General features: G+C 36.7%; 13 protein-coding genes. 6 read left to right on the forward strand and 7 right to left on the reverse strand.

Going from position 1 to position 14,041, the window contains the following annotated elements; all coding sequences use genetic code 11:
• The first annotated feature begins 15 nt into the window (after window positions 1–15).
• Both R2Q59_RS11255 and fabV read left to right on the forward strand, forming a co-directional pair.
• Window positions 16–1,275 carry a DNA cytosine methyltransferase gene (locus R2Q59_RS11255; protein WP_316785572.1) on the forward strand — a complete coding sequence of 420 codons (1,260 nt, stop codon included), beginning with the start codon at window positions 16–18 and terminating at the stop codon, window positions 1,273–1,275.
• 552 nt (window positions 1,276–1,827) lie between these two features.
• Window positions 1,828–3,024: an enoyl-ACP reductase FabV gene (gene fabV / locus R2Q59_RS11260; protein WP_316785573.1), complete on the forward strand. Its 1,197-nt coding sequence runs from the start codon at window positions 1,828–1,830 to the stop codon at window positions 3,022–3,024.
• A gap of 88 nt (window positions 3,025–3,112) precedes the next feature.
• Here fabV and R2Q59_RS11265 read toward each other — a convergent pair whose 3' ends face one another.
• The 4 genes from R2Q59_RS11265 to R2Q59_RS11280 all read right to left on the reverse strand — a co-directional run bounded on the left by R2Q59_RS11265 (window position 3,113) and on the right by R2Q59_RS11280 (window position 6,066).
• Window positions 3,113–4,636, reverse strand: coding sequence for a SulP family inorganic anion transporter (locus tag R2Q59_RS11265; RefSeq protein WP_316785574.1), 1,524 nt, complete (start codon window positions 4,634–4,636; stop codon window positions 3,113–3,115).
• Between the two features lie 38 nt (window positions 4,637–4,674).
• The gene (locus tag R2Q59_RS11270) at window positions 4,675–5,085 is read right to left on the reverse strand and encodes an arsenate reductase ArsC (protein WP_316785575.1); all 411 of its coding nucleotides are present in this window, start codon (window positions 5,083–5,085) and stop codon (window positions 4,675–4,677) included.
• A gap of 163 nt (window positions 5,086–5,248) precedes the next feature.
• Window positions 5,249–5,716, reverse strand: coding sequence for a DUF6428 family protein (locus R2Q59_RS11275; RefSeq protein ID WP_316785576.1), 468 nt, complete (start codon window positions 5,714–5,716; stop codon window positions 5,249–5,251).
• Window positions 5,717–5,733: 17 nt separating this feature from the next.
• Entirely contained in the window at window positions 5,734–6,066 is a 333-nt protein-coding gene (locus R2Q59_RS11280) for a metalloregulator ArsR/SmtB family transcription factor (protein ID WP_316785577.1), read from the reverse strand.
• A 77-nt stretch (window positions 6,067–6,143) separates the two neighbouring features.
• Between R2Q59_RS11280 and R2Q59_RS11285 the strand changes: the two genes are divergently transcribed.
• Window positions 6,144–7,022, forward strand: coding sequence for a pirin family protein (locus R2Q59_RS11285; RefSeq protein ID WP_316785578.1), 879 nt, complete (start codon window positions 6,144–6,146; stop codon window positions 7,020–7,022).
• 190 nt (window positions 7,023–7,212) lie between these two features.
• Here R2Q59_RS11285 and R2Q59_RS11290 read toward each other — a convergent pair whose 3' ends face one another.
• Both R2Q59_RS11290 and R2Q59_RS11295 read right to left on the reverse strand, forming a co-directional pair.
• Window positions 7,213–8,262, reverse strand: a complete 1,050-nt coding sequence (locus tag R2Q59_RS11290) for a ferredoxin--NADP reductase (RefSeq protein WP_316785579.1) — start codon at window positions 8,260–8,262, stop codon at window positions 7,213–7,215.
• A gap of 223 nt (window positions 8,263–8,485) precedes the next feature.
• Window positions 8,486–9,259 carry a lytic transglycosylase domain-containing protein gene (locus R2Q59_RS11295; RefSeq protein ID WP_316785580.1) on the reverse strand — a complete coding sequence of 258 codons (774 nt, stop codon included), beginning with the start codon at window positions 9,257–9,259 and terminating at the stop codon, window positions 8,486–8,488.
• 221 nt (window positions 9,260–9,480) lie between these two features.
• Here R2Q59_RS11295 and R2Q59_RS11300 point away from each other — a divergent pair, with 221 nt between their 5' ends.
• The 3 genes from R2Q59_RS11300 to R2Q59_RS11310 all read left to right on the forward strand — a co-directional run bounded on the left by R2Q59_RS11300 (window position 9,481) and on the right by R2Q59_RS11310 (window position 12,783).
• Window positions 9,481–11,013, forward strand: coding sequence for a pseudouridine synthase (locus R2Q59_RS11300; protein ID WP_316768943.1), 1,533 nt, complete (start codon window positions 9,481–9,483; stop codon window positions 11,011–11,013).
• 127 nt (window positions 11,014–11,140) lie between these two features.
• Entirely contained in the window at window positions 11,141–12,238 is a 1,098-nt protein-coding gene (locus R2Q59_RS11305) for a lactonase family protein (RefSeq protein ID WP_316785581.1), read from the forward strand.
• 32 nt (window positions 12,239–12,270) lie between these two features.
• Entirely contained in the window at window positions 12,271–12,783 is a 513-nt protein-coding gene (locus R2Q59_RS11310; RefSeq protein WP_316768947.1) for a hypothetical protein, read from the forward strand.
• Window positions 12,784–12,829: 46 nt separating this feature from the next.
• On the opposite strand, the gene bshA is transcribed toward R2Q59_RS11310, so the two are convergent.
• Entirely contained in the window at window positions 12,830–13,969 is a 1,140-nt protein-coding gene (gene bshA / locus R2Q59_RS11315) for an N-acetyl-alpha-D-glucosaminyl L-malate synthase BshA (protein WP_316785582.1), read from the reverse strand.
• Window positions 13,970–14,041: the final 72 nt, after the last annotated feature.

A 14,041-nucleotide genomic window follows, 5' to 3' on the forward strand; every position in this document is an offset into this window, starting at 1 on the left:
CAATTAGGGACAAACATGGACAACAAACAATTTCTTAGAATTGAAGATGTAGCTGAAAAATTAAACGTTTCGCAAAAGACAGTTAGAAGACACATCCATTCTGGCAAAATAAAATCGAGTAAAATTGGTGGTTTACACAGGGTAGAAGAAAATGATTTACAGCACTTCATCAATCTATCTGTTTATGCAAACGTAGTTCCTCAAGAAGACCTGCCTGCCGAACCGTCAGGAGAAAAAGCTAAACGAAAATCTACCAAAACCGATGTAATCAATTGGATTGACATTTCAGATGACTGGGATAGTCCAGTTAAAACCGATTTCACTTCTGCTGATTTATTTTGTGGCGCCGGCGGAATGGCTAAAGGTTTTGAAATGGCAGGTTTTAAACAACTTTGTGGTTTAGATTGGTTTAAAGAAGCTGGTGAAACTTATCGTGCTAACCTTTCCCATCCATTAGTTGAAGGAGACATTACCCAAAGGAATATCAAAGACCAATTCATCAATACAGTTAAAAAACAACTAAAAGGCAAAAGTTTAACCGTTCTTTCTGGGGGATTCCCTTGTCAGGGTTTTAGCATGTCGGGCAGCCGTATAATTGAAGACCAACGTAATTCTCTTTATAAGGATATGCTTGAAATCATCCGAGAATTACAACCTCAATTTATTGTTGCAGAAAATGTAAAAGGTTTACGTTCTATGCTTAAAGGCAAGGTAGAAGATAAGATTAAGGCGGATATTAGAGAACTAGGTTACGAAGTAAATGTGACTGTTTTAAACTCTGCAGATTATTATGTTCCGCAAAAAAGGGAAAGGGTAATTTTTATTGCGAATAGAATTAATAAGGTTAATCAGCACCCCACTCCTTTGCTAGAACCTGGCTCCTATGTAACCACAAAAGAAGCTATCGCCGATTTAATTGACTTAAAAGATGACGAGGATTTCAACCATGTGAGAACAAAACATAGTGATGACATGAGCAAACGTTTGGCCCTTGTTCCAGAAGGAAAAAGTTTATATAGCAACTATTCTGATTCTTGGAAAAAATGCCCTTGGAACGAAGCGAGTTGTACCATTAAGGAAAACCATGGTGGCGTTAATATCCATCCCATTGAACCAAGAGTAATTACAGTAAGGGAAATGGCCAGATTGCAATCTTTTCCAGATGATTATATTTTTAAAGGCCCGAAGGCTAAACAAATGGTACAGATTGGAAATGCGGTACCGCCATTGTTAGCTAAAGCAATAGCGTTGGCGATAAAGAATACATTGGAGTAATAATATTCATTGCCGTCAGTTTTAACTGACGGAATACTTTTGAATACCGTTGGCTAAAGCCAACGGCAATGAACCTGGAAAGCTCGCTTGCATTGGGCAGCTCCGCAACTCTCACTAATTGCAAAAGCTTTTGTTATCTAAACCCGTCCCGATAGCTATCGGGATAGCGAGATGCCGTTCTCTACGGCAGAAGCGAGGGCGGGACTGCTTTTTCCTATGAAATGCTGCCATTGTTTTTCAAATAATTTTCAGTTTATCATTTCGGTTGATGAAGATATCAATAGATAGATTAATACGTAATGCATTAAGATGCCCAGTCGAGCTGAGCATGACGTACAACAAATCCAGTTGAAAAACGCAATTTGCATGTACAAATGAACTAATGACAAATGAACTAATGAACCAGTGACCTTGAACTAATGTTGAGTGAAGCGAAATCCCGATTTATCGGGAAACTAATATATATTTGGAATGGAAAGAAAATAAGGATAATTTTGATTTGAAAACGTGGGCAACAAAAACCACGTATATTAAAATACTAGCAAGAAAAATATGATTATTGAACCTAGAGTACGAGGATTTATCTGTTTAACTGCGCATCCGAAAGGCTGTGAGCAAAACGTAATTAATCAAATTAACTATATCAAATCTCAAGGTGCCATTAATGGCCCTAAAAAAGTGTTGGTAATTGGCGCTTCAACTGGTTTTGGTTTGGCATCGAGAATTACAAGTGCTTTTGGCTCTGACGCTGCTACAATTGGCGTTTATTTTGAAAAGCCACCTCAAGAAGGAAAAACTGCTTCTCCAGGCTGGTATAATACTGCAGCTTTTGAGACAGAGGCTAACAAAGCAGGTTTATATGCAAAAAGTATTAACGGCGATGCTTTTTCTAATGAAGTTAAACAACAAACTATCGACTTGATTAAAGCTGATTTAGGTCAGATAGATTTAGTGATTTACAGTTTAGCTTCGCCGATTAGAACTAATCCTAAAACAGGCATTACGCACCGTTCGGTTTTAAAGCCAATTGGTGGTTCTTTCTCTAATAAAACAGTAGATTTTCATACAGGAGTTGTTTCTACAGTATCAATTGAGCCTGCAAATGAAGACGAGATTCAAAATACAATTGCTGTAATGGGTGGTGAAGATTGGGAAATGTGGATTGATGCTTTAAAGGCAGAAAACTTGTTAGCTGATGGTTTTACAACCGTTGCATATTCTTATATCGGCCCTGCTGTAACCGAAGCGGTATACCGCAAGGGAACAATTGGTATGGCAAAAGACCATTTAGAAGCAACTGCATTTACAATTACTGATAAATTAGCCGTCCTAAATGGGAAAGCTTACGTTTCGGTTAATAAAGCTTTGGTAACTCAAGCAAGTTCTGCTATTCCTGTTATTCCATTATACATCTCTATTTTGTATAAAATCATGAAGGAAGAAGGCATCCACGAAGGATGTATTGAGCAAATTCAGCGTTTGTTCCAAAACAGATTATACACTGGAGACGCGGTTCCTTTAGATGAAAAAGGAAGAATTAGAATTGACGATTGGGAAATGCGTGAGGATGTACAAGCACAAGTTGCAAAATTATGGGCTGAAGCAACAACTGAAGATTTACCAAATATTGGCGATTTAGCTGGCTATAAAACTGATTTCTTTAACTTATTTGGTTTCCAAGTAGCAGGTGTAGATTACACTGCTGATGTAAATGAAGTGGTTAAAGTGCCTGGTTTGGTTGAAGCTTAGTGGAAATGGGTAATAGGAAATAGAGAATAGATTAATCTTATAAAAAGCCTCATTCAATTAATTTTGGATGAGGCTTTTTTGTTAAGCACTAACGATTGGCAACCTTGTAAGTTGGGTCTTCCAAGATATTTACCTCAATTACTTCTTCGGCATTTTGAAGCAAAGTCCTACAATCTGCACTAAGATGATATAATTTTACGGTCTTGTTTAATTTTGCATAACGCTCTGTAATTTTATTTACCGCGTCGATTGCGCTCATGTCATTTATTCTACTTTCCTTAAAATCGATGATGATTTGTTCTGGGTCATTGGTTACATCAAACTTTTCTGCAAATGCAGCTGTAGAACCAAAAAACAGGGGGCCGAAAATCTCATAATGTTTTATGCCATTTTCATCAATGTATTTTTTTGCCCGAATGCGTTTTGCACTTTCCCAAGCAAATACCAATGCAGAAACAATTACACCAATTAAAACGGCTAAGGCTAAATTATGAAGCAAAACGGTGATTGCAGCTACTAAAATGCCAACGAAAATATCATGCTTTGGCATTTTATTAATGATTTTAAAACTAGCCCACTCAAAAGTGCCAATTGCCACCATAATCATCACTCCTACCAATGCGGCCATTGGCAATTTACCAATAACTGGTGCTCCATATAGAACAATTAACAAAATGGTCAGCGCTGCTACAATTCCTGATAAACGAGCTCTTGAACCCGCTGATAGGTTGACCAAAGTTTGGGCTATCATTGGGCAACCACCCATTCCGAAGAAAAATCCATTTAATATATTGGCACTTCCTTGTGCTATACATTCCCTATTTCCATTTCCTTTTGTACCTGTAATTTCATCAACCAAGTTTAAGGTTAACAAACCTTCTGTTAAACCTACGGATGCCATGATTAAACCATAGGGAAAAATGATTTTTAGTGTCTCAAAATTTAAAGGGATTTTTGGGATGTGAAAAGGAGGAAATCCGCCAGCAACTGAAGCAATATCGCTTACCGTTTTAGTATGGATGCCAAAACCAGCCACTATGGCGAACACCACAAAAATAGCTACCAATGATGCTGGGATTGCTTTTGTGATTTTTGGAAATCCAATAACGATAGCGATGGTAAGTGCTACTAAGCCTAACATGATGTATAAAGCAGAACCAGAAAGCCAAGTTTCTGTACCTTGTATTTTAAATTGGCTAATCTGCGACATGAAAATCACTATCGCCAACCCGTTTACAAAGCCAAACATTACAGGTTGCGGCACCAGCCGAATAAATTTTCCGAACTTAAAAATGCCCACCAAAATCTGAATGACACCAGCTAATGCAACCGCAGCAAAAACATATTCTATTCCATTAGATTTCATTAGAGCAATAAGCACAATTACCGTAGCTCCTGCTCCCCCAGAAACTAAACCTGGTCGACCACCAAAAACGGCAGTCACCAAACCCATGATAAAAGCAGCATATAATCCGGCTAAAGGCGGAAAACCTGCAAGAATAGCAAATGAAAGCGATTCGGGAATCATTGTCATTGCAACGGTTAAGCCTGCTAAGATTTCTGTTTTATAATTTATCTTCTGCTTAAAATCGAATAGGTTGAGGTAGCTCATTAGGCAAAGCTAGAAAAATGTTTCAAAAAGGGATGTTCTTAAATATGCTGAAAAAAGTCCTGACAGTAAGCTTTAATCATATTTCTTACGCTTGCAAACTGAGCTTTAATTTCCTCCTCGTTTCCCGTAGCCTTTGCAGGATCTGGAAAGTTATAATGTAGTTTAATTGCTTTTGTTGGAAAATATGGGCAATTCTCTTTTGCATGATCACAAACAGTAATTACATAATCGAAATCCATGTTTGTGTATTCATCAATGTTGTTGGAGGTATGATTGGAGATATCAATACCATCTGCCGCCATCGTTTCTATAGCCCTCGGGTTTACGCCATGTGTTTCTATACCTGCACTGTAAATTTCAGCTTTGCCATTTGCAAAATATCTCAAATACCCTTCGGCAATCTGGCTTCGGCAACTATTGCCAGTGCAGAGCACTAATATTTTTTTCATATTACTACTTAGAATGTTGATTTAATAAACACCCCGGTCTTCGACCACCCCTCTAAAAGAGGGGAATTGCAACTTCCATTCCCCTCCGTTGGAGGGGTGCCTAAAAGGCGGGGTGGTTTTTTCAAATAAAATGGGTTGTTATTAATACACCATAGGTAGGACTTTAGCAACAACCTCCTCCAGGTGTACAAGCATTTGCTACCGGCAATTGAGTTAATTTCACCTTTTGTTTTTCTGCTGGAATCCCACAAGCGTCACTTGCCAAACAAGCAGTTTGCATGTTTACTAATACAAAATCTTTTCCATCAAATGCTAAGCTATACTTACCAATGGTTGTACTTTGATATTCTACTTCAATTTCTAAATCTTCTAAACCTAAAACCTTTTCAGATAAACTGATAATGCTTAATAGCTTCCCAGGTTTTAAACGATGTTCGAAATCATTTGCATCCCATAATTGAAAATTGGCTTTATTCTCTTTTCTTACTACACCGCCACAATCAATGAAATGTTTATTCACCACACCTATTTCGGTTACGTGAAAATGTTCTGGCACCATTGTACCGTCTTCTAGTTTAAAATTTACAGCCTCCACTGTATTTAAAATGTTTTTGATTTCTGATAAGTTCATTTTCTTATAGATTAGATTTAACAACAATTACTTTTTTTAACTTGAATTTTTCCAAAAACTTCTGAAAGGAAATTTTGGAATTTAGCAAACGTCTCTTCATCAATACAGTAGCAAATCGCGTTACCTTCAATATTTCCTTTTATTAATCCTGCGTTTTTTAACTCTTTTAAATGCTGAGAAACAGTTGGTTGTGCCAAAGGCAATTCATTTACTATATCTCCGCAAATACAAGTTTCCACTTTTAGCAAATAATCAATAATTGCTATCCTAGCTGGATGACCTAATGCTTTCATGATTGAAGCTATCTCATTTTGCTTAGCTGTAAAGTGTTCTGTTTTTGATGCGCCCATACTACTGTATTTTAATATTGCAATATTACGATAAAGATTTATACAAATCAAATTATTATCTTTAAATAAAAAATCTGATGTCGAATATTAAGCTCATTATTGAAGAAAGGCCAAGTGATATTGGCAACTTTATGGTTGGTAGATTATTGCCATTCCGTGAAAAAAGAATGGTTGGACCGTTTTCTTTTATAGACCACATGGGGCCGACGTTAATGAGCGATTATCAAAATTTAGACATCCCTCCCCATCCACATATTGGCTTATCTACTTTAACTTATCTTTTTGAGGGAAGTATCATGCACAAGGATAGTTTGGGCACTGAGGTAGAAGTTCAGCCAGGCCAAGTAAACTGGATGACATCTGGAAAAGGTATTGCGCATTCTGAAAGAACGCCAGAATACCTTCGTCATACTAACAAAATGTTGCACGGCTTGCAGATATGGGTTGCACTTCCTAAAGATTTAGAGCAAATGGAGCCAGAGTTTTTTCACGCAGATGCGGATGAAATTCCTACTTGGGAAGAAAATGGCATTCAATATAAATTAGTTGCTGGAGAAGTTTTGGGGCATAAATCGCCAATTCCTGTTTATAGTCCACTCTATTTATTGGAATTAAAAAGCACAACCAAAACAAACATTAAAATTGGCGACCGACTTTTTGGCGAAAGTGCTATCTACATTTTAGAAGGCGGAATTGAAAGTGAAGAAAATACGTTTACACCAAAACAATTGTTAGTAGCAAAAGAGAATTCACTTTGTGAGTTTACAATGTTAGAAAATACAAGCATTTACATTTTTGGTGGTGAGCCTTTTCACGAAGAGCGTTTTATCTATTGGAACTTTGTAGCAACGAGCAAAGAATTAATTGAAGCCGCGAAAACAAAATGGCTACATCAAGAATTTGAACCTGTGCCGGGAGAAACTGATTTTGTGCCTTTGCCTGAGAGACGTCTTTAATTTTAATAGGTAGGCGCCTACAGTTTCGAATTTTTTATTCAGCGTTCACCACCCCGCCCTTTGGGCACCCCTACAAAGGAGGGGAATGGCGTCCGTATTTCCCTCTTTCAGAGGGTTGGTCGCCGACGGGAGATTAAAAAATAAATATCTATTACCCAAGCTATGTTCTCTATGTGTCTATGTGGTTGTCTTAATCCCAAGTAATGGTTGTTCCATTTTCTGTTGGGTGCCCTGTACAAACCAAAACCCTACCATTGGCAACTTCATCGTCTGTTAAAACTTCGTTATAATCCATTCTAACTGCGCCTGCAGTACAGGTTGCGGTGCAAGTGCTACAAACACCACCGCTACAGCTATAAGGAATATTGATTTTGTTTTCAAGCGCAACATCTAAAATCCTTTTAGGCCAAGGCACAGATAAATGATGAACATTTCCTTTAAAATGTAAAATGATAGCATAAGTGTTTTTATCGACTATTTTTTCTGTTTCGTCATCTTCATCCACCTCATCTTCTGGCAAAACGAAAGTTTCTCTCTTTACTTGATGTGGTTTAAATCCACTTCCCAACAGCGTAATTCTACACACGTCCATATAATCTACTGGTCCGCAGGTGTAACATAAGGCATCTTCCTTATCAAAAGCCAAATTTTCTTTAACCAACTGGTTGATAAGAAATCCATTCAGCCTTGCTCTCATTAAATTCTTAGAGTTGCTAAAAAGATGTATCACTTTAAATCTTTCGGGATACTTAATTTGCCATGCGGCTATTTCCTCTAAGAATAACGTTTCATCAGCCGAGCGACTGCTATAAATCAGCACAATTTTAGATTTTGTTTCAGTAACTAAAGCTGTTTTTAAAATTGATAAAAGTGGTGTTATCCCTACTCCTGCTGCAAATAGAAAAATTGTTTTTTCTTTTGCATCTGGCTGATAAATGAATTGTCCATTTGGTTCTGCCATCTCCATTTCATCGCCTATGGTTAATTGATGGTGGATAAACCTAGAAATCTCTCCATTTTCAACTAACTTAACCGCAATTGATAATGGCTCATCTATAGCTGGCGAACTATAAAAAGAATAAGAACGCCTTAGCTCTTTTCCATTCACTTGAAAAACGAGGGATAAAAATTGTCCAGCTTTGTAATTCAGTTTTATACCATTTACCGTTTCAAAATCAATTTTAATGACTTCGGTTGGTTGTTTGGTTACAGAAATTACTCGGAGTTTTTGCAAAGACATATTGCGCCTAAAATTAAAGAATAAGCCGCAGATTCGCAGATTAAATTTGCGAAACAGAAAACCTTGTCATTAAGCAAGTTTGTCATTCAGAGCGCAGCGAAGAATCTACTTTGAGAATTCTTACTTTGAGATCCTTCACTGCGTTCAGGATGACAAAACTTAGAACAAAAAAAGCCATTCCGATTGCTCGAAATGGCTTACAGTAAATTTAAGATCTCAAAGACTACTCTACCGTAGCAGCTGTTGGAGCAACATAAGCAATAAATGCTTTTTGGCTCTTGTAACCATTACGAGCAGGATTTTCTAAAATTTCTTTCATTGAAATTAACTTGTAAACATATCCACCTGTTTCACGGTTTAATTTCATTTTGAAATAGTTGTCTTGATTTTGCTTGTTAATTTGCCTTTTCATGTGTACATCGCCAACATTGTAGGCAGCTGCAACTAAAGTCCAGCTATCAAAAATACCATACAATTCTTTAATGTACTTACAGGCAGCGATAGTAGATTTTTTTAAGTTTTTACGCTCATCTACTCTACCGTTAACTTTTAATCCATACATACGAGCTGTGCCAGGCATAAATTGCCAATAACCAGACGCACCTTTTGGAGATGTACCACCTTGTAACCCAGACTCAACTAAGGGAACATATTTAAAATCGTTCGGGATACCATAAGCCGCTAAAATTGGTTCTATTATAGGAAACCACTCTGCCGCTTTTCGGTGTAAACGATTTGTTTGCAGATTCTCGTAACCGTATGAAGCTAAAATTCTCTTCATTTTGCTATTGATACGAGTATCGCCCAATGGCAAAGTCTCTTCTGCAAATTCTAATTGAGCTAAGGTAAATGCTGGCTCTTCAGCTTCTTTTTTTATGGTGGTGAGATTGTTGTTCTTTAGATCTTTTTTTACTGTTGGTAGTGTGTAAGCAAACACTTGCGCCATAACCAGTAATGTTAAAATTACCGCACATGGAATGATGTGTTTCTTTATCATCTTCCTCCTTTTTTTGGTGAACAAATATAATTGGTTTTGCAAAGATACAATTCATATACCTAATTATCAAATAGTTACGTATTTTTCTCTCAAAATCTAGCTTTAAAGTATCGTAAACGCTGATTTTAAAAACACTATTTTACCCTAAAATTTACAAAATACATTGCTTCATTTTTATTATCTTTGCACCCGCATATTTTATGTGAGTTAAAGCGTATCAAATGAAAGACAACAAAAGGAACAGTCGGGATGACAAGTCCAAATCGGGCGACAAGAGTACAAGCAGAAGACCTGCCGGAACAGATAAACCCAAAGGAAAATACAGTGATAAAGAAGGAAGAGATTCTGGATTTGACAAAGACGATAAAGACAAACGCAAAGCTGGTTTTGCAACGGGCGACAGACCTGCTTACAAACCAAGAACATCAAGAGATGGCGATTCTAAGCCATACACCCCAAGAGCAGCTTCAGGAAAAGATTTTAAACCGAGAACTGACAGAGATAACTCATCAAGAGATTACAAACCAAGAACAACTAGAGACGGAGATTCAAAACCGTATTCGTCAAGACCATCAACTGGTAGCAGGGATTTTAAACCGAGAACTGATAGAGATGGGGATTCTAAACCATATTCTCCAAGACCAGCAACTGGAAGTAGGGATTACAAACCTAGAACTGAGGGTGATAGGGAGCCAAGAGCTTACAAACCAAGAACTGAAGGAAACGACAAAGGCGGTTTTAAACCTTGGGAAAAGAAAGAAAGTGGCAATTCTGGCTACAAACCAAAAGCTTTTAAAGAAGGTAGCTCACGTGACGATTCATCAGAAGGGAAACGTAGCTACGTTAAAAAAGATAACTATATAACCGACGGAGATAAATCTAAATTCGCTGATAAAAAAGGAAGTGGCACATCTAGAAGTACAGATAGCCGTCCTTACAGAAAACGCGATGAAGGTGGCTATAGAGGTAAAGAAGATAGAGGTGAACGAGTTTCTCCCGCAACTAGAGCAAGAAAAACGCCAGAACCAAAAGATGATGGCTTAATCCGTTTAAACCGTTACATCGCCAATTCAGGTATTTGTTCTCGTCGCAAGGCGGACGAATTAATCGAAGCTGGCGTAGTTTCAGTAAATAATATTCCAGTTACCGAGCTTGGTCACAAAGTAGACCCTGCTAAAGATGAAGTTCGATACAATGGCGAGTTGTTAAAACGTGAAAAGAAAGTTTACGTTTTGTTAAACAAGCCTAAAGATTACATCACTACAACAGACGACCCACAAGAACGTAAAACGGTTATGCAATTAGTAGAAAAAGCTAGTCGCGAGCGTATTTACCCAGTTGGCCGTTTAGATAGAAATACTACAGGATTAATTTTAATGACCAATGATGGTGATTTAGCTGATAAATTATCTCACCCTAAAAATGGTATTACCAAAATCTATCATGTTGAGTTAAGCAAAAACTTATCACAAGGTGATTTTAATAAAATAGAATTCGGTTTAGAATTGGAAGATGGTTTAATTAAACCTGACAACATTTCTTACGTTGCTGGGGCAAGTAAAAAAGAAGTTGGCATTCAAATTCACAGTGGTAAAAACAGAATTGTTCGTAGAATTTTCGAACATTTAGGATACGATGTGGTAAAACTTGACCGTGTAGTTTATGGTAACTTAACTAAAAAAGATTTACCAAGAGGTAGATGGAGATTTTTAGAAGAACATGAATTAATCCAGATTAAGCATCTGATTAAATAATAAAACAATGTCAGTCTGATAACACAAAAGTCGCTAAGTAAATTACTAGCGACTTTTGTGTTTTAAATAACTCTTTTACTTTGCGGTTTTTCTTTGCGTACTTTGCGGTTAAATAACACCGCATAAAATGAAAAAGACGTTAATCCCCTTACTCTTCCTTTTTTCAGTTAACATAGCCCAAGCTCAAAACTATAATTTAATCATTGGCACTTATACCAACAAAGGCAATAGCGAAGGAATTTATGTATATGATTACAACACTATAACTGCAGAAACAAAGCTAAAAAGCACTACAAAAACAATTAACCCGAGTTATTTGGCTATTTCTAAAGACAAGAAATTTATCTATAGTGTAAATGAAGATGGGAAAAATAGCACGATAAGCTCATTTAGTTTTAACTCGCAAAGTGGGAATTTATCTTTTTTGGACAAGAAGGATTCTGAAGGCGCTGACCCTTGTTTCATTACTACAAATGGCAATCAGATTTTAGTTGCTAATTATTCAGGAGGAAGTTTAGCCACTTTTTACACAGATATTCAAGGAAAGTTCTTGAAGCCAAAGCAGGTTTTACAACATACAGGCAAAAGTATCGACACCAAAAGACAATTAAGTGCACATGTGCATCAGGTACAAGTTACGCCTGACAAAAAGTACTTAATAGCAACAGATTTAGGAGAAGACCAAATTTACATTTACAAGATTGCCAAAACGCACGCTAGAGAATTAACTCTTAAAAGTGTAATAAAAACCACTCCAGGTTCAGGCCCGAGACATTTAGCTTTTACCCCCAATGGAAAGTTCGCATATTTAGCTCACGAGTTTACGGGCACAATTACGACATTCTCTTATGCCAAAGGCGATTTACATAAACTTCAAGAAATTAACACTGTAGCTAAAGATTTTGACGGAAAAATTGACGGTGCCGACATACATGTAACTCCCGATGGCAAATTCCTATATGAAACCAATAGAGGTGATTCAAATTCAATCTCATTATTTGCTATTGCGACAGATGGAACATTAACTTTCATTGAAACTGTAAGCACCTTAGGCAAAGGCCCAAGAAATTTTAGCATAGATCCAAGTGGGGACTTTTTATTAGTTGCTCATCAATACACCAATGATGTGGTGATTTTCAAACGCGATAAAACAACCGGTAAATTAATTGATAGTGGCATAAGAATAAGTGTAGGTACTCCCGTGTGTTTGTTATTTAGCAAGTAATTATTTAATTTCAATCAAATCTTACGCTCAAAATGAAAAAAAATTTAATCCTTTTTATTGCCACATTATTACTACTTACTTCCTGCCAAAAAGATATTGTTTTTCCTGACGAATCTGGTTCAGGAACTGGTACTAAACCTAATTCCGAAGTATTTACATTATCTGGAACAAGATGGAATTTAACTGCATCCACAACGAGTATAGATTATGGGGGAACAATATTCGAAGCTGATCTTTTCGCTCTGTTTGCAAAATGCGCAATAGACGACATCCATATTTTTAATGCAAATGGAACTGCAACCGATGATCAAGGAATTGATAAATGTGACCCAACGGGACCGCAAACCGTAACAAATGGGACATGGAAATTATCTAGTGATAAGAAAGTATTAACCTTGGCTACCACAGTTCCTAATGCTGCCGGAATAACCACTCTGGATGCAGATGTTTTACAAATGGATGCCACCACTTTGAAAGTTAAGTACATAACTTATGCTAATGGACCAAAGGCCACAACCATAACAACTTATAAGAGAGCAAAATAAAAAGGCAAGGGATCTATTAATGATTATCTTTTTTACAATGCAAGTCCTATTTAGCAATTAAAGATTGTTGCAAAACTTCATTGTAATAATCAATATACATCGGTAATATCTTTTTCAAATCGAAATCTTGAGCTCTTATTAAAGCATTTTCTTTAAAATATTTTAAAGTTTCTTCGTTACTTAAAATGGTAATTGCTTTATTCGCCATGTCATCAATATCGCCAACATCGCACATGTAACCGCAAAAGTCATCAATGTTAAGTTCTGGCAAACCACCTGCATTAGAAGTAATTACTGGCACTTTACAAGCCATTGCCTCTAAAGCTGCCAATCCAAAACTCTCTGATTCAGATGGCATGATAAATAAATCAGAAACTGATAAAATTTCTTCAACCGCATCTTGTTTTCCCAAAAATCTTACGTGGTCGCTAATACCTAGTTCTCTGCAAAGTTGTTCGTTTGAGTTACGTTCAGGTCCATCACCTACCATCAATAATTTAGAAGGAATTTTTTCCAACACTTTTTGGAACATGTAAATCACATCCTGCGTTCGCTTAACTTTTCTGAAGTTTGAAGTATGAATTAGAATGCGCTCATTATTAGGCGCAATTGCTTTTTTAAAATGGTCTTTTGGCTGTAAGCTAAAACGCGTAAAATCAATAAAATTCGGAATAACCTTAATTTCCTTTTGGATTTCGAAGTGTTTATAGGTATCTTCTTTTAAGTCTTGAGAAACCGTAGTTATACCATCGCTTTGGTTAATTGAGAAAGTTACCACAGGTTTATAAGTTGCATCCTTCCCTACCAAGGTGATATCTGTGCCGTGCAAAGTAGTTACAAAAGGAATATTAATACCATAAGTTGCTAATATCTGCTTTGCCATAAATGCTGCCGATGCATGGGGAATGGCATAGTGAACATGTAAAATATCCAATTGCTCAAAACGCACAACATCTACCAATTTACTAGCCAACGCAGATTCGTAAGGTGCATAATCGAATAATGGATAATCCCTAACGGAAACTTCGTGATAGAATAAGTTTGCTGAGAAAAAATCTAACCTTGCAGGTTGGCTATAAGTTATAAAATGAACTTGGTGACCTTGATTAGCTAATGCTTTACCTAATTCTGTAGCAACAACACCGCTACCGCCAAAGGTAGGATAACAAACAATTCCTATTTTCATTAATATTTAATTTGCTTTTTGATTTGAATAAATCAATATGACAAATTAACTTATATCTTGTGTAATTTGTGT

The organism is Pedobacter frigiditerrae (genome assembly GCF_032678705.1).
Classification (GTDB): Bacteria; Bacteroidota; Bacteroidia; order Sphingobacteriales; family Sphingobacteriaceae; genus Pedobacter; species Pedobacter frigiditerrae_A.